Raw genomic sequence first — 26,899 nt, forward strand, 5'->3', positions numbered from 1 at the left:
CCCTGCGAATTGGCTCCGTTTATCCGTTCGATGATGCGGCTTGCGGCTCGGCCAGCGTGTCCCGCTCAAAGCGGCCGTAACGCAGCGCAAGCGTGGGCAGCACGATCAGGTTCAGCACGGTGGAGGTAATCAGCCCGCCCAGAATCACGATCGCCATCGGCCCCTCGATCTCGTTGCCGGCCGCGCCGCTCGTCGCAGCAAGCGGCAGCAGCGCCAACCCGGTCACGAGCGCGGTCATCAGGATCGGGATCAGACGCTCGGACGCACCGCGCACGGCGGTGTCGGCACCCCAGGCCATCCCGTCGACGTGCACCAGGTGTTCGTAGTGGCTGATCAGCATGATCGAGTTGCGCAATGAAATACCGAACAGCGTCACAAAGCCCACCATGCCGCCCAGCGACAGGTTGCCGCCCGTGAGCACCACGCTCAGCACCCCGCCCACCAGCGCGAACGGCAGATTCACCATTACCAGCACGACGCCGCGCCGGCTCTTCATCGCGAGGAACAGCAGCAGTGCGATACCGATGACGGACATCGCGCCGTACGCGAGCAGGTCGCGCTGCGACTGTGTGCGCGCCTCGCTTTCTCCCGAGAACACCGCGTAGGTGCCCCTGGGCATCGCGATCTCGCGATTGACGCGCGCCTGCGCCTCCGCCACGAAATCGCTCGCTGCGCGGCTGCCGAGAGTCACGGAGACGCTCTGCATGCGTCGCCCGCCGTCATGCGTGATCTGGTATCGGCCGGAGACCTGGCCGATGGTCGCCAGTTCGCGCAACGGGACGGCGAGGCCCTCAGGATTACGCAGCATCAATGCACCCACGTCGCCCAGACTCTGGCGCGCACCGGGCGCCAGGACCACCGTGACGTCGTAGGTGCGGCTGCCTTCATAGGTTTGCGCGACGGTTGCGCCCTGGTACGCGCTCTGGATCGCGTCGAGCACCTCCACTGGCCTGAAGCCCCAGCGGCTCAACTGGTCGGGTTTTAGTCTGACGTCGAGCTCGGGAATGCCCGGGGGCGATTCCACCTGTACGCTCGCCGCGCCGCGGATCGTCCCCAGCAGGCGGGCGATGTCCTGCGCCTTGCGGTCGATGACGTCGAGGTTGTCGCCGAACACGCTAACGACGACCGGCGCCGTCGCACCCGAAATGGTCTCGTTGATGCGCTCGACGAGAAATGTGTTGACCGACGTGGTCAGGCCGGGGAAGCGCGCGAGCATCTGCTGGACCCGACGAAGTGTTGCGCTTTGCCCGGATGCGCTCATCGGTTTGAGATCGACCTCGAACTCGCTCAGTTGTACCCCGACCGGATCGACGACCTCGTTGGCGCGGCCGGCGCGCTGCGCGACGAGGCGCACGCCTGGCACCTGCATCAATGCCTGCGAGACCCGCGTGCCGATGCGCATCGACTCGGCCAGCGAGGTCCCTGGCGCCAGCCCCATATGCACGATGTAGTGGCCCTCGCGCAACTCCGGAATGAAGTTGCCGCTCATGAACGGCAGCGAGGCCAGCGCCGCGACACACAGGAGCGCCACGATTACCATGATGGTTTTCACGCGCTGCTCGACCTTCAGCAGCAGCGCGGTATAGCGCGCCTTCAGCCAGGTGAGCAAACGGGGCTCGTGCGCAGGCAGCGGCCCGTGCGCGAGCAGCGCGAGCGCCATCGCCGGCGTGAGCGTGAGCGCGACGCCGAGCGAGGCCAGCACCGCGAGGATGTACGCCACGCCGAGCGGCGCGAACAGCTTGCCGCCCACGCCCGAAAGCGTCAGCACCGGCAGGAAGATCAGCGCCACGATGAAGGTCGCGAACACGACCGCGCTGCGTACCTCGAGCGACGCGCGCAGCACGACCCGGAAGGCCGGCAGTGGCGCAGGCCGATTGCGGTTCTGGCGCAGCCGGCGGTAGATGTTCTCGACATCGATGATGGCGTCGTCGACGACCTCGCCGAGCGCGATCGCGAGGCCGCCGAGCGTCATCGTGTTCAGGCTCACGCCGAACGACGTCAGCACGATGATCGCGATCAGGAGAGACAGCGGAATCGCGATCGCCGAAATGACGGCGGTCCGCACATTGAGCAGGAACAGGAACAGCACCGCGATCACCAGCACCGCGCCGACCAGCAGTGCCGTGCGCAGGTGGCCGACCGATGCGTCGATGAAGTTGGCCGGCCGGAACACGTCCGCGTTCAGGTCGATGCCTTGCTGGGCCAGTACCGGCTTGAGCGTGGCGAGCGTCTTCTCGATGTCCTTCGTGACGGCTAGCGTATTGGTGCCGTACTGGCTTTCCAGCACCAGCATCACGCCGGGTTGGCCCATGATCGATGCTGCGCCGACCGCCGGCGCGCTGCCCCAGGTGACGGTCGCGATGTCGCCGAGCCGGACGGCCGCGCCGTTGCTCCAGCGCAGCACGATGCCGGCGAGCCTGGCCGGCGTTGTGATCTGGCCATCTACGTTGACCGCGATGCGCTGATTGTCGTTCTCGATGAAGCCCGCGCCGCGCACGCCGGTGGACAGGCGTGCGGCGGCGATCACGTCCTGGATCGACAGGCCATAGCGCATCAGCTTCGCCGGATCGGCCTGGATCTGCAGCTGGCGCGTGTCGCCGCCGAACACGATCGCATCGGCCACGCCCGGCACGCTCAGCAGTTGCGGCTTGACCGTCCACTGCGCAATGTCGTACAGATCCATCAGCGAGCGGGTCTTTGACGTCAGGCCGATGGTCCGCACCACGCTCGTCGTGGTCGTGAGCGGCAGCAGCCTCGGCGGCTGCACGCCCGCAGGCAGCGTCGCGGCGAGCGCGTTCGCGCGCTCGGACACCAGTTGTCGGACCTGCATCACATTGGCGTGAGCGTCGAACACCAGCGTGACCGCGGACAGGCCCTGCAGGGACCTCGAGCGCATCGACTGCAGCCCGACCATGCCGCCGAGCGCGTTTTCGATCGGCTGCGTGACGAGCGTCTCGACCTGCTCGCTCGTCAGGCCTGGCGCCTCCGTCTGGACGATGCTCATCGGCGGGGCGAACTCGGGAAACACATCGAGCTTCGCGCGCGTCAATGTATAGAGACCATAACCGGCCAGGAGCACGGCCAGCGCGTAAATGACGCCGCGAAAGCGCAGCGAAAACCGGATGATCGCGTTGAGCATGAGCAGTGGTTGGGTTCGTGTTGTGCGGGGCGGCCCTGGTCAGTCATCGCATTCAGGCGGGTCCTTGCAAGCCGTCGCGATACCCTGCGGCCGCAGTTCCTGTGAGAGCAGCAATTGCGCGCCGTGCATCACCACAGCGTCACCGGCGTGAAAGCCGCTGGTCACGACGAACCCCTGGTCGTTCTCGTTGGCAGCCGGCACATAGCGCCGCGTGAAGCGGTCAGGCGCGGTACGCACGTAGGCCCACGGTTGTCCGCCGTACCAGACGACGGCCCGCTCGGGAATCACGAGCGCGGACGTGCTGCCATTCGACGACGGCACATGCGCGCTAGTGCGGGTGCCAACCGGCAGCGCGCGCCCAGCGGCGTAGAACCAGGGGTTGCCCTGGACCGCCGGGTCCCCCTGGGGCGAGGCCGAGAGCTTCTGCGCCGCCACCGGCTGGCCGTCCGGTGCATCGACCGTGATGCGCGCGGGCGCGTCTTCGTTGTGATCGGCGGGCAGCGTGACGCGCAACACGACAGCGCGGCCGGTCATCAGGCGCTGGAACAGCGCGGACCCCGGCGCCATCGCGGCACTTGTCAAAGCGTCGCCGAATTGCTGCCGTAGCGTCGCGGCCAGCGCGCCCTGTGCAGCGTCGGCCGACTGCAGCCTGGCCTGCGCAGCCTGCATGGACGCCTGCGCGTCCTGCAGGCTCTTCTGCGAGATGTTGCGATCGTCCGCGTACAGCACGCGGCTGCGCTCATACTGCGCACGCGACGCGGCGGCCTGCTCGCGTGCGCTGTCGCAATCCGCGAGCGCCGCAGCCAGCCGGTTGCGCAGATCGAAGAGCGGCTGCAGGTCGATCACCGTCGCATACGCGCTGCTGTCGGGCTGCACCGACACGGCCGCAAGCGGCGCGACGTCGATGTGGCTCGCGCGCTGCGCGTCGGCGCCGACCACCACCACCGTTTCGCCGTTCACCGTCTGCACGGTTGGCTGGGGCGCCGCTTGTGCTGGGGTGCTTCGCGCTGGCGGGCTTGAGTAGAGCGTCTGGTAGATGTACCAGCACGCGCCGGCAAGCAATGCCAGCGTGACGGCGCAAAACAGAAACAGTCGGTATTTCATCGCCGGATCTCTTGTTCGGTCACGGTTGTGTTCGCTACGTCGGGTATGAGGGGCCGCTGGATCGCGTCTTCGAGTGCGCCGGCCGCCTGATGTGCTGCCACCAGCGCATCCAGATGGGCGATCCCGCTCGCCTGGTAGTCCGCCCTGGCCTGCGTGAGTGCGAGGCGATCCGTGTTGCCGGCAGCGAAGCTGGCGGCCTGGCTGTCGACTTGTTTGCGCGCGGCGGTCAGGTGGGCTTCGGACAGTTGCACTGCATCGAGGCTTGCCTGGTAATGCGCAAGCGCGTGATCGAGGTCGCTGAGGATCGCGTCCTGCAGCGCGGCGGTGCGGGCGGCCGCCTCCTTGCGCTTCGCCTCAGCCTGCGCGATGCCCCCCCTGGTTCTGGTCGAAGACCGGCAACGAAATGCCGGCTAGCCCGAATGCGATCTTGTGGGTGCCGGTGTCGTACGTGTAGCCCGGCCCCAGATGGATGTCCGGATATTGCTTCGCGACCTCAAGCTGCACTGCCGACTCAGCGCCCGCATACTCGGCAAGCGACGCGAGCAGGTCGGCCCGATGGAGAATCGCCTCGCGCTTCACGTCAACGGCGGGCGGCGCCAAGGGAGCCTCGCTGAAGCCGTCGAGATCGAGCTGGATTGCATCGAGTGCCGCGACTGGCACGCCGATCGCCGCGGCCAGTTGCGCCCGCGCATCCTGCTCCGCACTGCGAGCGCCGGCTAGGTCGGCTTGCGCCTGCGTCGACGCCAGCACGGCCGCATCGACGTCGGGGCCGGCGTTCTCGCCAACCGCGCGGCGCCTGGTCACCATCCCGGTAATCTGCTGCTGCGCGTCAGCCTTGCGCGACAGGAATGCAACGCGCTGCTTCGCGGCGGACACGGACAGCAGCGCATTGCGCACCAGGGCACGCACCTTCCACGCCTCATTGCCAATGTTCAGACGCGCCACTTCCGACAGGTGCGATGCCTGGTCGATGCGGTAGCCGCGCTTGTGCGCCGTCTCGATCGGAATGTCGAGAGAGGGGCCAGTGACAAAGGGCCCTCCCGGTCCGGGGTTGGGCGTTGCGTACTGGAACGGCAGTTGCAGCACCGGGTTCGGAATCGCACCGGCGACGTCGATGCCCGCTTTCGCGGTGCCCCATTGGGCGCGCGCGATATCGAGCACCGGACTGTAGTAGTACGCCGCGAGCGTGAGCATCTCGCGGTTCCAGCGGGGCATCGGCCATCCGATGTCGTGCCCCAGCTCGTGCGCGAGCCATGCGTGTAGTCCATCGCTCGTGAGCGAACGTTCCTCGAAGTCTTGCGTGAGCTGCGTCGGCTCGATGGGCTCGGGATGGTAGGTCGCGCACCCGGCCAGTACGACACAGGCAAGCAGCAACGGTCGGCGCATGGCGGCATCCAGTGGTCTGCGCGCGCCAGATTCGGGCGCGCTGGCGGACGTCGCATCGGGTCGATGCAACAACAGACGCGGATGCTACTCGCCGGGGTGTGAAGTTTTCGTCAAGAAGACGTCAAGTTCTTGTGAAGTCGGGGAAATTTCAGTCGAGCAGTGGCAAGTGCAGCGACACGCGGGTGCCTTTGCCGGGCTCACTGTCGAGCTTGATCGACCATTGATAGCGATCACAGATCTTCTTCACGATCGACAGACCGATGCCGAAGCCGCGACTCGCTACCCGTGCAGGTCTCGCCTGATAGAGCCGCTCAAACACATGGGGCAAGGATTCCCCGGATATGCCGCGACCCGTATCTTCGATCTGCAGCCAGCCGTCCATATAGCTGAAACGGACGCTACCGCGGTCGGTATACCGGACAGCGTTGTCGATCAGATTGGACAGAACGATCGCAAGCGCCGAGCGGTTGACCTCGACGATGAAGCCGTTGCCGACGTCAATAACCGAGTCGATACCTTTGGCAACCAGAACCTCGGCAAATGGGTCCAGCGCGTCCTCTACGGCGCTGACGAGGCGTACCGGGCCAACATCCGCTGGCGACGCTTCCCGCGCGAGCAGCAGCAAGGCGTTGACCAGTTCGACCATATTGTCGGCCGCGCGATCGATCTGTTGCAGCCGCGTCCTGGACTTCGCGCTGATGGCCGTGTCCTGATCGAGGAGCTCGCAGCTGGTCTTGATCGCCGTGAGCGGCGTGCGCAGTTCGTGGCTGACATTGCCGGTGAACTCCTTTTCCCGCTCGATCATCTCCGCCATACGCCGGTGGTAATCGTTGAATACTTCGGCCAGTTCAATCACCTCTGCTTCGTCGTACCGGGCGGGATTCACGGCCGTGGCGCCACCGTGCCTCAACGCCTTGACCTCGCGGGCGAAACCGGCCACCTGCCGCACCAGCAGGCCCGACAGGCCGAATGCAAGCCAGAACGCAAGCAACGCGAATATGCCCGTGCCGACCATCAGCGCATTGATGACCTCCCTGAAACGCTGCTCGTACGCACTGAAGTCGTAGACCCGGTATATCCTCGCATCGCCGAACGGTACGATCGCGACGTGGATCTCCCGGCCGTCCACGATGATTTCGTGCGTGCCGTTGCGTAGAGCCTTGACCGAAGCGGGGAGCGTAACGCGTGCAGTGCCGGCCGACGCAACGTGGCCGCCAAGTCGCGGATCGAACGGCGGCACGAGGCCCGGGTCAGTCCGGTAGCTCTGCAGCGCGCTTGCTGTGTCGTCTTCGATCAGCGCGCCGATGAGCCGCTCTTCCTGCGCCTCGGCGAGTGCCTTCACGCCGAGTGCCTGTGCGACCAGCAACAGGATCGTCAGGGCTGAAAAAACCAGCGCGACCTTGAAGCGCAGGCTACGGCGTGTTTGCATCGCTCACCGCGAGACGGTAGCCCAGACCGTGGACCGTATCGATCAGATCGTTTTCGCCGTGCGCGGTGAGCGCGCGCCGCAGCGTATAGACATGCGCGCGCAACGTATCGCTGTCGGGCAACTGCTCGCCCCAGATTTGCGTTTCAAGTTCGGCGCGACCGAATACGCGGTTGGGGGACTGCATCAGGATGCGCAGCAGATACAGGCACTTCGGTGGGAGCTTGACCGGTCGCCCGGCCCGTTCGACGGTGAGCGTGGCCAGATCGAAACGCACATCCGCGCACCGTAGCTCGGCCTGCGTCACCTGGCCGTTGTAGCGCTTGATCAGCGCGGCGAGCCGCGCGCCCACTTCCTTGAGTGAAAACGGCTTGACGAGGTAGTCGTCCGCGCCTTGCCGAAACCCGTGCAGCTTGTCCTCGAGCGTGTCCTTTGCCGTGAGCATCAGGACCGGCGTGTCCCGATGCGCTTCTTCGCGCAGCTTGCGACAGATCGTCAGGCCGTCCATGCCTGGCAGCGACAGGTCGAGCAGAATCGCATCCCAGTGCTGGGTCGTGGCCAGATGCAGCCCCATCGCGCCATTGGATGCGATGTCCACCTGGTAGGCGTTGCTCTCCAGATAATCGTAGAGGTTGGTCGCGATGGCTGCGTCGTCTTCAATAATGAGCACTTTCATGGCTTTCCGGGGTGTTGCTTTTTCCTCATCGCTGGGATCGACGGTGCGCGACAACTAGCGGTGGGATTGGTCTTTTGTGGGCGCGTTGACGCGCCGTGTCTCGCTTCGGGGCAGACGGCTGCGCGATTGACACCGCTTCGTCGAAGAGGTCCGCGAGCGCCTCGAACGCAGGGCTGCCAGCGCCAAACGCCAGCCATTGTCGCATCGGTGCGCGAACCCGGATCACCGATCCCTCTCCTCCCAGGATTCGCGGCGCGTGTCGGGCTGCGCCAGACGATGGATACGGTGGGGGCCTTTCTGGGCCCGCTGATGGCGGTCGGACTGATGGCCTGGTTCGCCGACCACGTCCGCACGGTGTTGATGACGGCAAGCGACACGCGGCGGCCGCGCCCGGCTTTTCATTTGCGCTTCGGTCCGGCCTTGCCCTTTCCGCCGCCGGCAGGCGGTTCTTCCGCAGCGCGTGCCGCACGCTGCACTGCCTGTGGTGCAGGGCCGGCGTCGGTGACTGCCGCGCCGCGATGGGGTGACTGAACCGCTTCCAGGCGCGGCGCTCCGGCCACGCGAGCCAGTGAAGCGAAGGTGGGCGCGCGTCCCGCGTTCAGATGCATCCGCTCATCGGGCGCCGTTGCCCGGTTCTGCGCCGAGTTCGCCTGCGCGGCACCGCCGCTCTGGGCCGGTGTAGAGAGGTCGAAGGTCTTTAGCCCCTGGGACGGCTCGTCCGTTTCGATGGTGATACGCATGGTCATCTCCTCGTTGGATCTTTATGCGTTCATGATCGCATAACGTGCTTCGATATTGACGGGCTGTGACGTGACGTTGCGGATCGTGATCCAGTAGGTGATATCCGCGGCGGATGCCCGCTCGACTGCGACGTCCCAGTCTACCTGCGGCGCGCCGGGACGAGGCGATGTCGAGACCACGGTCCACACCACGTCCCAGCTGGCGGGCCAGTTGAATGTATACCAGCGGTGAGTCGTGTTCGGATTCACTGTCCCGGTAAATTGCGTGCCGACGATCATGGTGCTCTCCTTAGTCTGCCGCGAGCACGACATAGCGTGCCTCGATGTTCACCGGCGCAGCAGTGAGGTTGGTGATGCTGATCCAGTACGTGATCTCGTTGGCCGAGGCGCGCTCGACCTGGACCTGCCACGTGATCTGGGGCGCACCGGGATGCGGTGTGGTAGGCACTACGGTCCAGACCACGTGCCAGCAAGCAGGCCAGTTGAACGTGTACCAGCGATGCGTCTGACCGGCAGCGACCGTGCCGGTAAACTGTGTGCCCACCCACGGGCCCAACTGCATTGGCTTCGCGGTGAAGATCTCCTGGATGCCGGTGCGCGTGTCGGTCCAGAACGGGAAGAAACCCAAGGTGCTACCCGCCAGGCCGAAGTAATCGCCGATGAACGTCGTGCCCGGTGCTCCATGGGACAGGGGCGCGTCTACAGTTGGATCCCACGGCCGGTCCGTGACCGTATCGCGACTCGTAAACGACGCGCCGTTGTCGGTCGACGTCGCCAGGATCACGTCAATCAGCCGCGCGCCCCCTTTCGGACCGAATTCATAGAACGCGCACGCGATCTCGCCGTTGGGGCGGCTCGCGAGTTGCGGGTGAAAATCATGCTGGTCGGTTCCTGAGGCAAGCCATGCCGGCAGCAGCGGCTGACCCGATGCCGGACCCTGCCAGATGGCGCCGCCGTCACCCGAGTTGCGATAGTAGACCCGCGAAACACCATCGCGATAATCGGCCCACGCGACGACCAGATTGCTGCCCGCGCCGCAACACGCTGACGCAATCGTCAGCACGCGAAACGTTCCGCCGGGTAGTTCCGGAAAGCCGTCAGGAGCCGGCAACGGCGGCGATTTGAGCTGGGTAATACCGCTCGCCACAACCTGCGGCGCGGAAAAGCTCTGGCCGCCGTCGGTGGACATGACGAATTTGATCGTGTTGCCGAACTCTTCCCCGGCGACCCACACGATATACACCGTGCCGTCGCGCGCCACCGTGACTTCCGGCGAAAAGGAATCCGTCACGACGGTGTCCAGTCCCGCGCCAACCGGATGGGCGCCGACACCGGTCCAGGTTGCCCCATGGTCGGTCGTGCGTGCGAAGGCGAGGCGTGAGCCATTGTCCCAGGCGGCATAGACGTTGCCAAAGTGAGGGCTGCCCGGCGTGCCGTCGCCCGCGGCAGACTGCTTGTCGTCGCCGGGGTTGGGGTGAATGTAGTTCGGCGCGCTCCAGGTTCGCCCCCCGTCAGTCGACCTGTAGACCGCAATGCCGAGCGTCTCGTAGGGACTGCTCGGGCTGGGGAACGGCAGCGCGACGATATAGCAGTTTCCCAAGTTGTCCCACGCGACGGCCGGATCGGACACACCGGCCCACACCTTGTTCGGATCAGGATCCGACAGCAGTCCGAGCGGCAGTGCCTCGGTCCACGTGTAGCCGCCGTCGAATGTCGCGTAGGCACTCAGCGAGAAGTCATAGGTGGCGGGATTCACGAAGCGCTTGGAGGAACCCACCATGTTGTAGGGGTTGAGGGGGTTCACGGCCAGCCAGGATTCGCTTCGGTCGTTATGGGGATCGCTATCGACTGTGACCTGAATATCGCAGTACATCGAGGCCTCCATGAGGCAGCCAGGCCGCCGGTTGGGTTTCGCTTCGATTAACGGTTCAGGTTCAGCGCTTCTCTTCGCTGCCGGAGCGGCCGATCGTAACCGGCGCGCGTCAGCGAGGCGCATGGCGTGCGTCCAGAGCAATGCGAACCCTTTCCGCGGGTCGGCCAGCACATTTGCTAATGAAGGCCAGCAACGGGTAAACGGCGAAGGGGTTGCCGCTTTTTAACGAATACACGAAAACAAGCTGTTGCAACTGGTGAGCGGTGTGGGACCGGCACACGCTTTTCGTAGACTGCATTAAAGAAGTCAGTCCGGCTGGATTGCAGGGGTTCGCTTCGAGCGTCGCGCCAAATTTCAGAGGCTTCGCGAACGACGTAGACGCCGACGAGGAGCCCAACAACCAGGTCGGCCTAACGCACGTCACTCGCGTCGATACCGATATGTGAACGGGTCTTGGTGCCGCAAGGGGCGGCAGTCGGCCAGAAGGCGCCGTTCATAAGTCGCATTGAATGGCCGTTCCAACGGCGGCTTTCACTGCGAAAGCCGCCGCATTCCAACGCATACAGGCTTGACGCAGCTATTCGAGAGATCAAGAGCCGCTGCGGTTCAGCGCACACTATATCGGAGGCGGGCCAGTTGTTCGGCAGTTGTTCGGCCGCGTTCTCAAGACAACTGCTCCGACGTCGGTTCGAGTTCGACACCCTGAGCATCGAGCAGCTTAATGCCGAGACCGACCAGGAGGCCTGCGCCCCCGTCGTTGGTACTGCTGCCCCCAAGCGCGACGGAGATGCGGCGCATGCCAAGGTCCATGAGAGCGCGAATCGCTTCTCCCACGCCGCGAGTGTCGCGCGCTTCGACAGGTGCACTCATGCCAACGGGGTCGGTGATTCCCGCGATCTGCGCGACTTCGACGATACCGCTTCCGTCAGGAAGCAGTCCGACAACTGCATTGCGCACACCACCGGCGGCTCCCCGAACCGCAATCGTGCGGCTAACGCCACCGCGCGAGAGCGCAGCGACAGAAAATCGCCAGCGTCTCGCGACAGTCTGGCGACGGAATTGGAACGATGGGACATCGTGAGGAAGGCGCTATGTCGAGGAGTAGGGGAACGACCCACGTATTGCCAGTCGTTCCCCCATGCCTGCGCACGTCGCTCAGTTCGGATTACATGCTGGCTTTCGGCGACAGTTGCGCGATATCGACCGTCTGGTTGGACGACCGGATCACCCGCATGGCGACCCACGCGACGAGGTAAGCCGAACCACAGATCACGAAGAGGATGTTATAGCCCGCGTTGATGTGTCCGAGCGCCTTGAAGTGATCGAGCACGACTCCCACCAGCAGCGGGAAGAGCGTTGCGCCGAGCGCGCCCGCCAGTCCACCGGGAAGAGCGTTGCGCCGAGCGCGCCCGCCAGTCCACCAATACCCACAACCGAACCGACAGCTGCCTTGGGGAACATGTCAGAGGCCGTCGTGAACAGGTTGGCTGACCATCCCTGGTGCGCGGCCGCGGCGAGACTCAGGAGTGCAACCATCGCCCACATGTGGTTGATCCACGGAGACAACGCAATCGGCGTGACGAGGAACGCGAGTGCGAGCATTGTCGTCTGCCGTGCCTTGGCGACCGACCAGCCGCGACGGATGAGCGACGACGAAACCCAGCCACCGCCGACGCTGCCAATCGACGTGGCGATGTAGACGATGACCAGCGGAAGGCCAAGATTTTTGAGGTCGAGGTGGAAGCGCGAATTGAAGTACGACGGCAACCAGAACAGCATGAACCACCAGATCGGATCAGTCAGCAGCTTGCCCGCAAAGAAGGCCCATGTCGGACGGAGCTTGAGCAGCGAAACCCAACGTACCTTCGTCGGTGAGGCAGCAGAAGCCGAAGCGGCGTCCTCGCTGATGTATTCCAGCTCCGCTTTCGTGACCTTCTTGTGCTTCAGAGGGGCCTGATACAGGATGTACCAGAAGCCGAGCCATACGAACCCCGTAAGACCCGTGACGAAGAAAGCTGCCTCCCATCCGTACGTTGCGGCCAGCCACGGGACGACCGCGGGCGCTGCAACGGCGCCGATGCTGGTCCCCGACGTCAGGATGCCCACGGCCAGCGCCTGCTCCTTCCGGGGGAACCATTCGGAGACGCTCTTGACGGCACACGGGAAGCTTCCCGATTCCGAAATGCCCAGAAGTGCGCGCATGACGCCGAAGCCAAGCGTGCTACGCACGAGCGCATGGCCGCAAGCTGCGATGCTCCACAGCAGGACACATACGCCGTATCCGATCTTCACGCCAACCTTGTCGACGAGCTTGCCGGAGAGCAGCATACCGATCGCATAGCAGGCCGTGAACACGACGACGATGTAACTGTATTGCGTTTCAGTCCAGTTGAACTGCACGGCAAGCGCGGGCTTCAAAAGCCCGAGAACCTGACGGTCGAGGTAGTTAATCGTCGTTGCGAAAAATAGCAGAGCGCAGATGCGCCAACGATATTTCGAAATTTCCATGTTTTACTCCTGTCTCCTGATCTGCGAACGCGCCTGATTGCGCATGCATCGAGCCGCTGTACCGGTTCTCTAACATCCTGTGCCGGCAGCAACCGGCCCTAAACCACTACACCCATAAACTTCGCTATTTGCCCAACGGAACTGAGAAGAAGATGCCGCCCAGGTTGTGTCTTCAAACCCATCGCAGAAGCTTCCTTGAGGAGGAGGGTTTTCTGCGGCTTCATGATCAGGTCAGCCACGACGGCATCCTTGTTGAGGTCAGATATGTCGATCGGTATGGCATCCGATGGACGCATGCCTACCGGGGAGGCGTTGACTATCAGATCGTCGGAGCGGCGACCGATGGCATCCGAAATTTCGACATGCACATGCCGGTATCTATTTCGTAGCTCGGTGCTGAGGATCTCGACTGCGTCGCGCCGAACATCAGCGAGCCGTAGTCTGGCAACGCCAGTTGCGCACAGCGCGTTCGCGACAGCACGACCCGCTCCACCCGCCGCGCCGACAAGAAGCGCCTGACGCCCGGATACAGACACACCTTGCTGTTCAAGGCCAATCACAAAGCCTTCCCCATCAAAGTTATCGCCAAGCCATCCGCCGTCTTCCAGCTTTCTGAGGCAGTTCACCGCCCCAATTGCAGCTGCGCGCTCAGTCGTTCGGACGCCAAGTACATCGCATGCGGCGACCTTGTGGGGCACCGTGATGACCACTCCTGCCAGGTTCTGCACAGCCGAAAAACCGGAGATCGCCTCGTGCAATCTGTTGGGCGACACATGCGCTGGCACCAGGATCGCATTGATGCCCATCTGCACGAAATGAGAGTTGAAGAACTCGGGCGACTTCACCTGGGAGATAGGGTCCGCGACGATCACAACGATCCTGGTATCCCCATCGACCCATTCAGGCAAAGTGGGGAGCCTGGAAGAAGCGCAATCAGCTGAAATTTGCATGGCGCTTCTCGCGGAATGCTGCTACACCTTCCGAGGCGTCCGGTGACGCCTTGCAGACTGACGCTGCGAGTTCGTGCGCGTATTCGTGTTCACCCGACTCCATCATCCGGATGAGTCGCTTGCCAACGGACAGGGACGTCCTCGACCGCTTCTGGAGCGTGGCGCAGACAGCGTCTACCCGTGCCGCGAGTTCGTCGGCCGCAAGCGCTTCGTTGACGATGCCCCACTGCGCTGCTGTGACTGCCCCGACCAGCTCGCCCAAAAGAATCAGTTCACGGGTGCGCGTGGCCCCTACAAGTTCGGAGAGGCGGGCGCAGCCCATCCAGCCAGGAATCGCACCGACCGCCGCTTCCGGGAACCCGATTCGCGCGTCAACGCTTGCATAGCGGAAATCGCAGGCCAATGCGAGTTCGAATCCGCCACCGATCGCACTGCCGGAAAGTACGGCGATCGTGGGCTTATCAAGCTCCGCGATTCTGCGGAAGACGCGATTCCCGTCCCGAATGAATCGCGTGCCCATTCTTTGCGGGTCGATGTCGCCCCATTCGTTGATGTCGGCACCGCTGCAGAAGAAGCGCTGGCCGTTCGAAGTGAACTTCAGCACGCGCACTTCATCATTGCGCTCGACGCTCGCGACGGACCGCTCAATGTCTTCAAGCATGCTGGTCGTCAGCGCGTTGTGCCGGGTCCTACGATTGAGCGTAATCGTCGCAACAGCGCCTTCGATGGTGAAGATAACGTCGGAATCTTGCTGCATGAGAAATACCTCTCGATTCAGGTAATGGCTTGTACCGTTCGAAGTTCAGTGGGTGGCCGAAGCCTCAAGAAGGTGCTCATCGACCAACGGAACAAACTCCATCCGTGCCAGCACGTCCTTTTGCAGATCGATGCCTTTGGCTACTTCGATCAGGCGAACGCCAAGCGGGTCGAGCTTGAACACGGCCCGCTCAGTGACATAGAAAACCTCTTTGCCGTCGAGGCGAGCCTGAGGGCCGCTGAACGTCACGTGGCGAACGCTCGTTACCGCCTTGGGAACCGAGCCGGGCGAGACGATCTCAAGCGAGTCGTCGCTCTTTCTCTCAACGCGAAGGCCTTTTGCTTCGAAAGCGCCGCAGAAAACGATCTTTTTGGCGCCCTGGGCAATGTCCATGAATCCACCCGGGCCAACCACGGTGCTTCCCAGTTTCGAAACGTTCACATTCCCTTGCTCATCGAACTCGCCCATGCCGAGGAACGTGATATCGATACCGCCGCCGCTGTAGAAGTCGAACTGGTCAACGCTTGGCACAATGGCATCTGCGTTGCGCGCAGTGCCAAACATCGCGCCGTCGAGCATGGACCCACGGTGGATGCCCTGTTCGACCGAACCCCAGTATTCCGAACCGCGGCCTTGTGCCGCCAGGACCGCAGGGATGGCCCCCGGGAACCCGAATCCGAAATTCACTGACTGATTCGTGCCGAGTTCCTGTGCTGCACGCTCGGCAACGATCAGGCGCATGCCTTCGGGCATTTCTGCGTCGGTTGTCTCGCCAAGCGATTCGCCGCTGAGCGAGGCGTCGTAGTCGCTGATCGCGCACTGCCGTTGGGCCGGGGTCTCAACAGTGATATCCACCATGACACCCGGCACGCGGACGAGGCGCGCCGGCACGTGACCGTCGGACTTGCCCTTCACCTGCGCAATAACCTTGCCGCCACTGTTGTGCGCTGCGAGTGCAACGGCGTAGATGTCGAGGTCGGCAGGTTCGCAGCGCGTGGACAGATTTCCACGATCGTCGGCGGACGATGCCATGACGATGGAGAAGTCGATCTTGACGGGCTTGAAGCGCAGGTACTCGTCGCCGCCGATCTCGATCAATTCGACGAGATCCTCTGTGGTGGCCGCATTGAGCTTGCCGCCGCCAAGTCGGGGATCGACGAAGGTCCTGAGTCCAACGCGCGTGATGACGCCAGGGCGGCCCGCGCCGATTTCGCGAAACAGCGTGGCGATCACTCCGCCTGGGAAGCTGTATCCCTCGATCTGGCCCGATTCGTCCAGTGCCTGCATGGCGGACGACCACACCCAGTGGCCACCGATGACACGCTTGACCATGCCCACGTGCGCAAATCGGCCAAGGCCGCTGCCCTGACCGTCGCCAACACCCAATGCATGAACAACCGTGAGATTGCAGGGGTGGCCCGTCTGCAGAAACCGTGCTTCGAGCGCGGCCAGCACCGCATCCGGTTCAAGCAGTCCACCGCCCGAGCCGGTAATTGCGATCGTCGCGCCATCGGGAATCGAAGCTGCCACAGCTTCTGCGTTCATCCACTTGTTCACATCGCCTCCTTATCCTTGACACCTCGGTTCGGTGTGTTATGTTAAACCGAACCGGTTCGTTACTTGTGTCGGATGATGTCACGGCGATTCGAGGTCTTCAAGACCCGGGCAGCGATAATCGGGTTTACGATAGTGGGCACGCTGCCCCGAAAGGGACATGACAGGGGAACCGCCAATGCCGTTGCAGGCGGTTTGCAGTTACCGTCTAATTTTTTTGAGTTTGAAGAGGCAAGATGCCAACGACGACAGTCGAAGGACTCAGCGAAGCACCGGTTGCCGCAAAGCTGCCGCAGCGCGCCAAGCGGACGCGCGACCCTATCCTGACGCAGGCGAAGATCATCGCCGCAGCGAAAGCAGAGTTCGCGAAGGTCGGCCTTGGCGGCGCTCGCATCGAGTCGATCGCCGAGAAGGCGAGCGTGAACAAGCGGATGATCTACGAGTACTTCAAGGGGAAGGAAGAGCTATTTCAGACCGTCCTTGAAGAAATGTGGACGGACATCCGGACCGAGGAAAAGAAGCTCGCACTTGACCATCTGCCGCCCGTCGAGGCTATCCGCACCCTGATGACCTTCACGTGGGAGTATTACCTGAAGAATCCGGAATTCATGTCGCTGGTCAACAGCGAGAACCTGCATCGGGCGCGGCACATCAAGAAATCAAGGCGATTCAGCGAGATGCACCGGGGCTTCATCGATATGCTCCAGCGGATTCTGGACCGGGGAGTGGCGTCCGGCGACTTCCGGCCAGGAATTGACGCGAGCCAGCTGCATCTGACCCTGGCTGCGATCGGCTACTACTATCTGACAAATCGGTTCACCGGCGAAGTCATCTTTGGCTTCGACTTCGTTTCCAAAGAGGCTCTTCAGAAACGCCTCGAATTCAACATCGATACGGTGTTTAGCCTCCTGCGCCCGCGATAACCGCGGCCACATCCTCCTCCTTCTTTTTCCCGCTCAGCCTCAATCTCGCAGGGTTTTCCGCTTCGGTAAGGGAAAACCCTTTTTTGACAGCGCGCGGCGTCGAGTATTAAATAACGAACTGGATCGTTACTTATGATTTTGCGCCGCATGGCGAGAAATCTGTAGGACGTCAGTCATGAAATGCCATGCAGGAGATGAGACATGGAGCAACGCCAGGTCGCGCTGGTCACGGGAGCCCGTCGCGGAATCGGTCGAGCAATTGCGCTCGAGTTAGCAGATGCTGGGTTCGACGTCGTAATCACCGACGTTGAGCCATCGGACGAGCTGGAGGCCACGCGCTCCGATATCGAGCGCGCTGGCGTCAAATGCGTGGCGCTGACATCGAACCTCGCGGACATCACGCAACACGACGCGCTGCTTCAGGCGGTCGAGGATTCGCTGGGCGGCGTCACCTGCCTGGTCAATAACGCGGGTGTTTCTGTCATGTCGCGCGGCGACCTTCTCGACGTCACGCCCGAGAGCTACGACCGGTGCCTCAACGTCAACACCCGTGGCACGTTCTTTCTGATGCAGGCATTCGGCCGACGTGCTGCGAAAGCGCAGCCGGGCAGCATCAATCGCTCGATGATCACGATTACTTCCTCCAACGCCGTCGCTGCGTCGCCCCAACGCAGCGAGTACTGCGTTTCGAAGGCAGGCCTTTCGATGGCGACCACGCTGTTCTCCTTGCGGCTCGCCGAACTTGGCGTCGGCGTGTTCGAAGTGCAGCCGGGTCTGATCGAAACGGAAATGACTGCCCCGTCCAAAGCTCGCTACGACGCCCTCATGGAAAACGGGCTGACCGCCATCAAACGATGGGGAACGCCGAAAGAAGTCGCCGTGACGGTACGCACGCTTGCAACGGGCGGTCTGCCGTACAGCGTTGGCCAGGCGGTCCGCGTCGATGGCGGTCTCCTTGTTTCTAAATACTGACTTCGAGAGTCAAGTCATGCAAATCAAACTTCCCACGCTGGACGGCACCCTTGTTGGCTACCGTCTGACCGGCACCCCGCTGCAAGTCGTGAAGCCTGCAGCTCCGTTCAACCGCATCGCCTACTCGGCGGCTCACGTGGTTGCCGACCCTCTTCGCAGCGGCGAACTAGGCCAACCATGCGCGATCGACTGGGAGCGAACCATCGAATATCGCCGCTACCTTCTTGAGCAAGGACTGGGTATCGCAGAGGCGATGGACACGGCGCAACGCGGCATGGGTCTGTCCTGGGACTCGGCGAAAGAACTGATCGTCCGTACACTGAATGAAACGCGCGACATTCCCGGGGCGCTGATCGCGTCCGGTTGCGGAACGGACCATCTGCCTGTCAACGACGCGGGTTCGTGCGACGACGTGATCAAGGCCTATCTGACGCAGATCGAAAGCGTCCAGCGCGCCGGTGGTCAAATCATATTGATGGCGAGCCGCGCTCTCGCGCGCGTGGCGAAGGACGCGAGCGACTATATCCGTGTATATCGCGAAGTGCTGTCGGCTTGCGACAAGCCCGTCATCCTTCACTGGCTCGGCGAAGCGTTCGATCCGGAACTGGCGGGCTACTGGGGCCACGCCGACTTCGAAAACGCGGCGAAGGTATGTCTCGAAGTCATCGCCTCGAATGAGGCAAAGGTGGACGGAATCAAGATATCCCTGCTGGACGAAACAAAGGAGATTGATTTCCGCCGTCGCCTTCCGGCATCCGTGAAGATGTACACCGGCGACGACTTCAACTATCCCAAGCTCATCGCTGGCGACGAGGTCGGTTACTCACACGCTTTGCTCGGCATTTTCGATGCGATCGCGCCGGCAGCATCGCAGGCACTTGGCGCGCTGGCCTCGGGGGACATGGCGCGCTACGAACAACTGCTCGCACCGACCGTCCCGTTGTCCAGGCACATTTTTCGGGCGCCCACCCAGTACTACAAAACCGGCGTCGTGCTTCTCGCGTATCTGAACGGGTTCCAGTCTCACTTTTTCATGCTGGGTGGCCATCATGGCGCTCGACCGCCCATCTACCTGGCGGATGTCTTCCGGTTGGCTGATCAGGCCAATTTGTTGCGCGACCCTGAGCTGGCAGTCACCCGTATGCAAGGGCTGATGGCTATGCTCGGCTGCGCTGCATAGAGCGAAAGCGCGCTTTCGGCGCTACGGTATGTGAGTAACCGGTTGAGAAAGAAATGGACACTTTGCAGGGAAAGCTGAACCGTTGCGCGATCAACACCGCAACGCTGGGGCATCGCGAACCGTTGCACGTTACGATCGATCGCATCGCAAGGGCGGGTTTTGGTGGAATCGCCCCGTGGCGACACGAAGTGGAGGCTGCGGATGTCTCGCAGTTCGCCCGGCAGATTCGCGCACTTGAACTCAAGGTAACGGGCTATTGCCGCTCGACCTACTTCCCCGCACCGACGGCAGAGCAGCGGGCGGCAAACATCGAGTCGAATATTCGAGCGGTCAATGACGCAGCCGAACTGGGTGCGGAGTGCTTGGTAATGGTCGTCGGAGGACTGCCAGTAGGAAGTCGCGACCTGGCGGCCGCCCGTGAGATGGTCTCCGATGGAATCGCCGCGTTGATGGTCGAAGCGAAGAAGCTCAGTGTACGACTCGCGGTTGAACCTCTTCATCCCATGTACGCGGCTGAGCGTTCGGTGATTAACACCGTCGGACAGGCCCTGGACCTGTGCCGGCAACTCGACCCGAAAAATGACGCCATTGGCATTGCGGTCGATGTTTACCACTGCTGGTGGGACCCTCAACTGGCAGAGTCGGTTTCTGCGGCCGGGAAAGAGGCGCGGATCGCTGCATATCACGTGTCTGACTGGCTGACGCCGACCACGGACATGCTCCTCGATCGCGGAATGATGGGGGACGGGGTGATTGACCTGAAGGAGACGCGACGCCTGGTTGAAACAGCTGGATACGTCGGCATGACCGAGGTGGAGATCTTCTCCAAAGACGTCTGGTGGAAAGCACCACCGGACGAGGTTCTGAAGTGTTGCGCCGATCGACTGCAAAGCGTCTGCTGAATATCGGCGCTGCAAGAAGGATAAAAAAATCTCCGGAAGAGGCCGTGAGGCCGTGTTAATGGACTAAAACCACGAGGAGTCGCATTAGGAGCACCGGAAAAAATCAACCTGGCGGTATTGATTTGCGCAGGGTTCATCAGCATTCCAGCATTCGCCCGGAACAGCGTGACGCTGTATGGCATCGTTGATACGGGTATCGGGTATCAGTCGAGCTCGACGACGCTCGGCTCGACCTCGGGCGGCCACTCGGCGTTCAGGATGATCACCGGCGTGTGGGCAGGTAGCCGCTTCGGCCTGAAGGGCGCGGAAGATCTCGGCGGCGGCACGAAGGCGATCTTCATGCTGGAAGAGGGCTTTACCAGCGCGAACGGTTCGATGTCGACGACTAACCTGATGTTCAGCCGCCAGGCGTTCGTCGGCGTGACGAACCCGACGTACGGTTCGCTGACGGCGGGCCGCCAGTACGCGTCGTACTATCAGCTGGTGTCGCCGTACAGCCCGACGACGTGGCTCACCGGCTTCCTCACTTCCGCTGAACACATAATGCAAATCGGCGAACCTCAAAGGTTGTCGCTTGGACCGTGGCACGACCGCCAGCCTGCTACGAACGGGGCGGCTGATGGGCTCCAGACTAACATCCAAGTGGCCGTGATAAGCCACGCCTAATCGCGCGCATAACCCGTGGATTCTGTGGTGTCTGGAGACTGAGGGGCACGTTTGAACGTCCGAAAGACTCCTGAAGCAGCCATCGACGGCAGGATAGCCTGAGCGGCCGTTGAGGGTCGCCTGCGGAAGTTAGGTGCCGGACCGCGTCCGGCAGAGGACGCATGCGATAAATACTATAATGGTCTGGACAAAGTACGCATTATCTGCGTCGTCAATGTCGGCTGCGTTGTGGGTCAAGTGCCGATCTTATTCGCAAGGCGCGGAGTGGTGCGTTAAGGGAACTGATCGGAGACCCTTCGTGAAGCAGTCGACGCTTGCTCATTCCCTTTCTGTCACGACGCGGGCCTCAGAATTCGACTCTCAATCCAAGACGGTGTGCGGCCATGTTCTTCTACGCGCTTGCAACAGATTATGACGGGACGATCGCAGAAGATGGGGTCGTGAAGGATTCCACCTTCGAGGCGCTGGCACGCCTTCGCGAGTCCGGACGGCGCCTGATCCTGGCCACCGGAAGAGAGCTTGAGGATTTAAAACGGGTTTGCCCGCGCCTGGACATGTTCGAGGAGGTTGTCGCCGAAAATGGCGGCGTTCTCTATCGGCCCGCGACCCAGGTGGTCGATCTGTTGGCTGAGCCGCCGCCGGCTGCATTCGTCAACCAGCTTCGCGACCGTGGCGTCACGCCCCTGTCCGTCGGTCATGTGATCGTCGCGACTTGGGAGCCCAACCAAGACATCGTGCTGGAAACCGTCAAGGATCTCGGGCTTGAATTGCAGATCATTTTCAACAAGGGCGCGGTAATGGTGTTGCCGCCGGGGATCAACAAGGCCACCGGGCTGAAGGCCGCGCTGCGCAATCTATCTTTAGCCTCGATCAATGTCGTGGGCGTGGGCGACGCCGAGAACGATCATGCTTTGCTAAACGCCTGCGGCTGCTCAGTCGCCGTCGCGAACGCCGTTCCAATGCTGAAGGCGGCCGCAGATTGGGTAACAGACTGTCCGCGCGGAGCGGGTGTCGTCGAAGTTGTGGATGGCATCCTGAACAACGATTTGACGGAGGTTGCCTGTAGCGACCGTCATACTGTGGCACTCGGCACAGTGACGGACGCCCACTCCGATAAACTGGAACCGGTTTCGATGCAGGTCGGCCGATCGGGTCGAATGCTTATTTGTGGCACCTCTGGAAGTGGAAAATCCACATTTACGCAGGGCTTTCTTGAGCGCCTCGCAGTTGCCGGCATGCAGTATTGCATCATCGATCCGGAGGGGGATTACGAGGGCTTTGTAGGCGTTACCTGCGTCGGCGACGCTGAGCGGTCGCCATCTCTGCAAAACGTGACCGAGCTTCTCGAGTATCCGGATCGCAACGTCGCGATCAGTCTTCTTGGACTGCCACTGGACGACCGTCCGAATTTTTTGTCATCTTTGATTCCAAAGTTGATTGACCTCCGCGTGCGAACCGGTCGGCCGCACTGGCTGGTAATCGACGAGGCGCATCATATGATGCCTTCACAAAACGAATCAATGGCCAAGAGCTTGCCCTCGGATTTCGATCGGGTGGCCTTCATCACAGTTCATCCCGACCATATGGCGAAGTCCGCGCTTATCGGCACGACTTGGTTGGTCGCCCTCGGAATCGCCATCGGGGATACTGTGGCGAAATTTGCGGCAGCAACTGGCTTGGCTGCTCCGGAAAGTCTTCCTGCCGCTCTCGATGCCGGCTGCGCGTTGGTATGGCCGATTGGTGAGGGGCAACAACCCGCAGAGGTTCATGTGATACCGCCAAGCGCGGAGCATCGTCGACATGTGCGGAAATATGCTACGGGGACGCTCGGTGAGGATACAAGCTTCTATTTTCGCGGTCCGGACGGCGCGCTTAATCTGCGGGCTCAAAATTTGGAAATGTTCTGTCAGATCGGCGAAGGCGTTGATGACGAGACATGGCGCTACCATGCTCGGGCGAGAGACTATTCTCGTTGGTTGCGAGATTGCATAAAGGACCCGGAACTAGCAGGTGAGATCGCGGGCATTGAAAACGCGGCTGAAGCGGATATTCAGGAATGCCGGCGAAAGATCCGTGCGGCCATAGAACGCCGATACACAAAAGCTGAATAGTTTAAAGTTTGATGGGTCTTCTCAGCCCAGTGGCTCGGGGCGAGGCTTTGCTAGGCTCTGCTGGCACCTGGAAATGACGCGACTCTCGCGCTTTCTTATAATTCAAACGGCAATACAATTCTCGCCCAAAATCAAAGCTGTATGTCGGCGTAGCATTTGGCCCTTTGGGTGGTCGCGAGGCAAAAAGCGCATCGGGCAGCACGCATCAAGCGTCATTCATACGCGTCTTCGTGCGGACGTTCGAGCGTCGGCTCCGCGTCCGTAGGCGGCCATATTGGATTCCGCTAGCCCGAAGGCCTGATGAGGGTCGATCCCGGCCTCTCGTTGCCACTGCGAAAAGCACGCCGCTCGCTCAACATACGCAATCACCGATCCAGGCACGACGCCGATAGCCACGTCGGTCCCGCCGATGCCCGGCCTTTCTGGCCTAAGATATTTCAAAGGAGCATCCGTGCGAGGGGCATCATGAAAGCACTTATCGTTGCTGCGACATTGGCGGCTGGCTGTTCCATCACCTACGCGCAGACTTACCCGCAGGGAGCGCTGGCTGACCAAAGCATGGGGGCCTATAGAGCGCAATTGGAAGCGCAGAAGCAACAGATCGAACTCCAGAACGAACAACTCCAATTACTGAAACAACAGCGCGACCTGGATTTGCTGAGGCAGCAGCGCGAACTGAATTCGCTGAGACAACAGCGCCAATTTGACTTGCTCAGACAGAAGCGCTAGATCGCTGTGAGGCGCGGCACACGCCTCAAGATCCGGCTGAGGCGACTCCCGGTAGAGTCGAGATGTGACGCGGTGGCTTTAGGCTGGGTTTGTCTGTTGCCGCCTCTTTCGTCTGGCGGTGCCCGAATAACCTCACCGTTGCTCCGTTTTCACACCCCGCTCATCGAACCGGACATGCAGATTTCCCGCATCAAATGAGTTCGATCACATTTGATGCGTAGTACTAAACCGCTGACGCGGTAGTGGGAGGTGGGTACAGGTCTGTGGCTGACGTTTCACGAGTACGGTTTCCTGCGGCAGATCCCGGCGAGGTGGTCGGCGCGCCACCAGGAGCAGTATGTGGGCGCCCGGTTGGGCATTCCACCCACTGCTTCCAGGAGGCTCGCCATGACGCCGCTGCGCCAACGCATGATGCATGACATGGAGATCAGAAACCTTGCGGAGAATACCCAGAGGTCCTATCTGCTGCAGGTTTCCAGTTTCGCCCGGCACTTCCGCCGCTCACCCGAACTGCTGGGCCCTGAGGAGATTCGGGCGTGGCTCGTCTATCTACGTGAGGAGCGCAAGCTCGCACCCGGCAGCGTCGGCCCGACGATCGGCGCGCTGCGCTTCCTGTATCGCGTCACGCTCAAACGCGACTGGAGCGACGAGGATTTCCCGTTGCCCAGGAAACCGGTCCGGCTACCGGTCATTCTCAGCCTGGACGAGATCACGACCTTCTTCGAGTCGATCGTCAGTCTCAGGCAGCGGACCATCCTGATGGTTGCCTACGCAGCCGGCCTGCGTGTGTCGGAGGTTGTCCACCTCAAGGTCACGGACATCGACAGTAAGCGCATGGTCATCCGCGTCAACCAGGGGAAGAACCGTAAGGATCGCTACGTAATGCTGTCGCCGCGGCTGCTCGAGATCCTCCGAACATACTGGCACGACGCTCACCCTCGCGACTGGCTCTTCCCCGGCGATATTCCGGGCCGGCCCATTACCCGCGAAGCGGTCGCACTGGCCTGCCGCGTCGCCCGCCAACGCAGCGGTATCCGGAAACCCATCACGCCGCACTCGTTGCGCCACGCCTTCGCGACGCACCTGCTAGAAGCCGGCACCGACGTGCGCCGAATCCAACTGCTGATGGGGCATCGTGCCCTTTCGACCACAGCTCGCTACCTCAAAGTGGCCACCAGCACCGTGTGTGCGACTCCAAGTCCCTTCGACCTCCTGCCGCATCCCGCACCCACGCCCGCCCAGCCGCCTGCGCCCGAGTACTTCTGAAGCCGTATGCGACCGGCGCTCGAGGTGGCGGACATCTTCCGCCGCTGCGGCCCCAACTACCGGCAGTCCCATGCCGACGCCCTCGGTTGTGCCCAGCGCCGCGCGATGAGTGCCATCGAGCTGTGCCGTACCGCCGCGCTCGGCGGTCATGTCGAACAGTGCGATGCCTGTGGCCATCAGCGCATTGCCTACGACTCATGTCGCCATCGCTGCTGTCCCAAGTGCCAGTCGCTCGCCCGCGCGCAGTGGCTTGAGCGCCGACAGGCCGAACTGCTTCCATCGGTCGAGTACTTCCACGTCGTCTTCACGCTCCCCGAGCCCATCGCCGCGCTCGCTTACCAGAACAAGAAGATCCTCTACGATCTGCTGTTTCGAACCAGCGCCCAGACGCTGCGTACGATTGCCGCCGATCCGAAACACATGGGCGCTGAGATCGGCTTCATCACGGTCCTGCACACGTGGGGGCAGAATCTGCTGCACCATCCGCACGTGCATTGCCTAGTACCGGGCGGCGGCATTGCACCGGACGGCGAACGCTGGATCGCCTGCCGTCCTGGCTTCTTCCTGCCCGTGCGGGTCCTCTCGCGGCTCTTCCGTCGGCTCTTTCTCGACAAGCTGCGCCGCACGTTTGACGCCTGTGCGCTGCGCTTCCATGGCCAGCTCGAGCCGCTGCGCGATCCGCGAGCGTTTGCAGCGTGGCTTGCGCCCGCCGCTCACGCGGAGTGGGTCGTCTACGCGAAGCCACCGTTTGGTGGCGCCGCACAGGTGCTCGACTACCTGGGCCGCTACACGCATCGCGTCGCCATCTCGAATAACCGGCTGCTGAGCTTCGACGGACACGCCGTGCAGTTCCGCTGGAAGGACTACCGGCATGAAGCCCGGCACAGGACCATGACCCTGACGGCCGACGAGTTCATCCGCCGCTTCCTGCTGCACGTGCTGCCCTCCGGCTTCAAGCGCATCCGCAGCTACGGGTGGCTCGCCAACCGCCATCGGGCAGCACGCCTCGCGACCTGCCGGCGCCTGCTCGGCGTCGAGCCGCCCGCCGCAGCGTCACCTGCCATCGGGGAAGACTACCGTGACCGTTACCAGCGGCTCACCGGCAGGTCACTGCGCGATTGCCCCGTGTGCGGCAAGGGCCACATGGTCCGCATCGAAGGCGGTGTCGCTGGCATCCTGCCGCGCGCTCCACCCGACATGAGCCATGTTCTCTGATCTGCGCTGTCAACTATTGCGATCACGTTGGCATTCCCCTCTCTGGCCAGCGCGGCCTAACTCGCGCCATCGATCTACTGCTACACGCAAAACCCCGAAACGCTGGCTGAGTTCCCTCGCCACGCCCGCATTCATACTCCCCTTTACGCCGCACGCCTTGCTAGAACACAAGGTTCCGGCGGCCCACAGACGCGCGACCGGTCATGCAATCCCCAGCGCGACGATTCAATGCCCATAGACTCCACCGCCCGTGGAGCGGTTTAGCACAAACGATTTTTTATTTACCGCTCGCGGATCGATCTCGCCAGTTTGATTCCTGCGTCGGAGGCCGCGACCGCTAAACAAAAAATCCTCTGCCATATGTGGTGCTCGCTCAAATGTGGTCTTGTGGCGCCCGAGCCGGGATCCTCACAGGATCCGGCCGGCTGAACGCCACATAAAAAGCCTCCTACAAGGATCGGAGAAACGCCATCAGCGTGGGATCTTTGGCCCACCGCCTGTTCGCCTTTTGATCGCTGGGGATAGTAAGCCGCGCCAGGGCGTTGGCCTTCGTCTCCAGATCGATTTCGGCGTAAACGTTGGTCGTATCGATGGAGACATGACCAAGCCACGCCCGTACGGTGTTGATATCGACGCCGGATCGAAGCAGGTGGGTCGCCGTTGAATGTCGCCAATGTCTCTAACGACATTGACGTCACTATGTGCCCTTCCTGACTATGTCTTGTAATTGAACAATAGCCCGTATTTCTTGGGTAAATGCGTGTTGTGAGATAGAGATAGTCTTGATTCCTTCCATCAGCCCCCGGCGTCCGGGAAGGAGTC

Annotated in this window: 19 protein-coding genes and 4 pseudogenes; 9 read left to right on the forward strand and 14 right to left on the reverse strand. The window is 62.2% G+C overall.

The window, feature by feature from the left end:
• Nucleotides 1–19 precede the first annotated feature (19 nt).
• From F6X42_RS33245 to F6X42_RS33305, 13 genes and pseudogenes are all read right to left on the reverse strand, one after another.
• The gene (locus F6X42_RS33245; RefSeq protein ID WP_187638241.1) at nt 20–3,139 is read right to left on the reverse strand and encodes an efflux RND transporter permease subunit; all 3,120 of its coding nucleotides are present in this window, start codon (nt 3,137–3,139) and stop codon (nt 20–22) included.
• A gap of 39 nt (nt 3,140–3,178) precedes the next feature.
• Complete coding sequence (locus F6X42_RS33250; RefSeq protein WP_187638242.1) at nt 3,179–4,243, reverse strand: permuted SH3 domain-containing protein; 1,065 nt, start codon at nt 4,241–4,243, stop codon at nt 3,179–3,181.
• Nucleotides 4,240–5,629 (reverse strand): annotated as a pseudogene (locus tag F6X42_RS33255) (TolC family protein). Before F6X42_RS33255 ends, F6X42_RS33250 begins: the two are co-directional and overlap by 4 nt.
• A gap of 148 nt (nt 5,630–5,777) precedes the next feature.
• Nucleotides 5,778–7,058, reverse strand: a complete 1,281-nt coding sequence (locus tag F6X42_RS33260; protein WP_187638243.1) for a sensor histidine kinase — start codon at nt 7,056–7,058, stop codon at nt 5,778–5,780.
• Complete coding sequence (locus F6X42_RS33265; RefSeq protein WP_187638244.1) at nt 7,042–7,731, reverse strand: response regulator transcription factor; 690 nt, start codon at nt 7,729–7,731, stop codon at nt 7,042–7,044. The genes F6X42_RS33260 and F6X42_RS33265 overlap by 17 nt, the downstream gene beginning before the upstream one ends.
• A gap of 398 nt (nt 7,732–8,129) precedes the next feature.
• Nucleotides 8,130–8,471, reverse strand: a complete 342-nt coding sequence (locus F6X42_RS33270) for a hypothetical protein (protein WP_187638245.1) — start codon at nt 8,469–8,471, stop codon at nt 8,130–8,132.
• Nucleotides 8,472–8,492: 21 nt separating this feature from the next.
• Nucleotides 8,493–8,750 carry a hypothetical protein gene (locus tag F6X42_RS33275; protein WP_187638246.1) on the reverse strand — a complete coding sequence of 86 codons (258 nt, stop codon included), beginning with the start codon at nt 8,748–8,750 and terminating at the stop codon, nt 8,493–8,495.
• 10 nt (nt 8,751–8,760) lie between these two features.
• Nucleotides 8,761–10,344, reverse strand: coding sequence for a sialidase family protein (locus tag F6X42_RS33280; RefSeq protein ID WP_187638247.1), 1,584 nt, complete (start codon nt 10,342–10,344; stop codon nt 8,761–8,763).
• Nucleotides 10,345–11,010: 666 nt separating this feature from the next.
• Nucleotides 11,011–11,361: pseudogene (locus F6X42_RS33285) on the reverse strand (glycerate kinase); the annotation flags it as partial.
• A 252-nt stretch (nt 11,362–11,613) separates the two neighbouring features.
• Nucleotides 11,614–12,852: an MFS transporter gene (locus F6X42_RS33290; protein ID WP_376776487.1), complete on the reverse strand. Its 1,239-nt coding sequence runs from the start codon at nt 12,850–12,852 to the stop codon at nt 11,614–11,616.
• 98 nt (nt 12,853–12,950) lie between these two features.
• Nucleotides 12,951–13,802, reverse strand: coding sequence for a shikimate dehydrogenase family protein (locus tag F6X42_RS33295; protein WP_187638248.1), 852 nt, complete (start codon nt 13,800–13,802; stop codon nt 12,951–12,953).
• Nucleotides 13,786–14,559 (reverse strand): enoyl-CoA hydratase/isomerase family protein, encoded by a 774-nt coding sequence (locus F6X42_RS33300; protein ID WP_187638249.1) that lies wholly within the window; start codon nt 14,557–14,559, stop codon nt 13,786–13,788. Before F6X42_RS33300 ends, F6X42_RS33295 begins: the two co-directional genes overlap by 17 nt.
• A 45-nt stretch (nt 14,560–14,604) precedes the next feature.
• On the reverse strand, nt 14,605–16,116 hold the full coding sequence (locus F6X42_RS33305; RefSeq protein ID WP_187638250.1) for an acyl CoA:acetate/3-ketoacid CoA transferase: 1,512 nt from the start codon (nt 16,114–16,116) through the stop codon (nt 14,605–14,607).
• 233 nt (nt 16,117–16,349) lie between these two features.
• Here F6X42_RS33305 and F6X42_RS33310 point away from each other — a divergent pair, with 233 nt between their 5' ends.
• The 9 genes and pseudogenes from F6X42_RS33310 (at nt 16,350) to F6X42_RS33350 (ending at nt 26,077) form a co-directional block, all read left to right on the forward strand.
• The gene (locus tag F6X42_RS33310; RefSeq protein ID WP_187638251.1) at nt 16,350–17,036 is read left to right on the forward strand and encodes a TetR/AcrR family transcriptional regulator; all 687 of its coding nucleotides are present in this window, start codon (nt 16,350–16,352) and stop codon (nt 17,034–17,036) included.
• Between the two features lie 201 nt (nt 17,037–17,237).
• Nucleotides 17,238–18,008 carry a 3-ketoacyl-ACP reductase gene (locus F6X42_RS33315; RefSeq protein WP_187638252.1) on the forward strand — a complete coding sequence of 257 codons (771 nt, stop codon included), beginning with the start codon at nt 17,238–17,240 and terminating at the stop codon, nt 18,006–18,008.
• Nucleotides 18,009–18,024: 16 nt separating this feature from the next.
• On the forward strand, nt 18,025–19,188 hold the full coding sequence (locus F6X42_RS33320; RefSeq protein WP_187638253.1) for a dihydrodipicolinate synthase family protein: 1,164 nt from the start codon (nt 18,025–18,027) through the stop codon (nt 19,186–19,188).
• A 53-nt stretch (nt 19,189–19,241) separates the two neighbouring features.
• On the forward strand, nt 19,242–20,090 hold the full coding sequence (locus F6X42_RS33325) for a sugar phosphate isomerase/epimerase family protein (RefSeq protein WP_187638254.1): 849 nt from the start codon (nt 19,242–19,244) through the stop codon (nt 20,088–20,090).
• A gap of 102 nt (nt 20,091–20,192) precedes the next feature.
• A pseudogene (locus F6X42_RS33330) lies at nt 20,193–20,612 on the forward strand (porin); the annotation flags it as partial.
• A gap of 527 nt (nt 20,613–21,139) precedes the next feature.
• The gene (locus F6X42_RS33335; RefSeq protein WP_187638255.1) at nt 21,140–22,867 is read left to right on the forward strand and encodes an HAD family hydrolase; all 1,728 of its coding nucleotides are present in this window, start codon (nt 21,140–21,142) and stop codon (nt 22,865–22,867) included.
• Between the two features lie 465 nt (nt 22,868–23,332).
• On the forward strand, nt 23,333–23,596 hold the full coding sequence (locus tag F6X42_RS33340; protein WP_187634563.1) for a hypothetical protein: 264 nt from the start codon (nt 23,333–23,335) through the stop codon (nt 23,594–23,596).
• A gap of 387 nt (nt 23,597–23,983) precedes the next feature.
• Entirely contained in the window at nt 23,984–24,862 is an 879-nt protein-coding gene (locus F6X42_RS33345; protein WP_187638256.1) for a tyrosine-type recombinase/integrase, read from the forward strand.
• Between the two features lie 6 nt (nt 24,863–24,868).
• Nucleotides 24,869–26,077 (forward strand): IS91 family transposase, encoded by a 1,209-nt coding sequence (locus F6X42_RS33350; protein ID WP_187638257.1) that lies wholly within the window; start codon nt 24,869–24,871, stop codon nt 26,075–26,077.
• Between the two features lie 448 nt (nt 26,078–26,525).
• On the opposite strand, the pseudogene F6X42_RS33355 reads toward F6X42_RS33350, so the two are convergent.
• Nucleotides 26,526–26,735 (reverse strand): annotated as a pseudogene (locus F6X42_RS33355) (tyrosine-type recombinase/integrase); the annotation flags it as partial.
• Nucleotides 26,736–26,899 lie beyond the last annotated feature (164 nt).

It is taken from the genome of Paraburkholderia podalyriae (assembly GCF_014397785.1).
In the GTDB taxonomy this organism is placed as follows: domain Bacteria; phylum Pseudomonadota; class Gammaproteobacteria; order Burkholderiales; family Burkholderiaceae; genus Paraburkholderia; species Paraburkholderia podalyriae.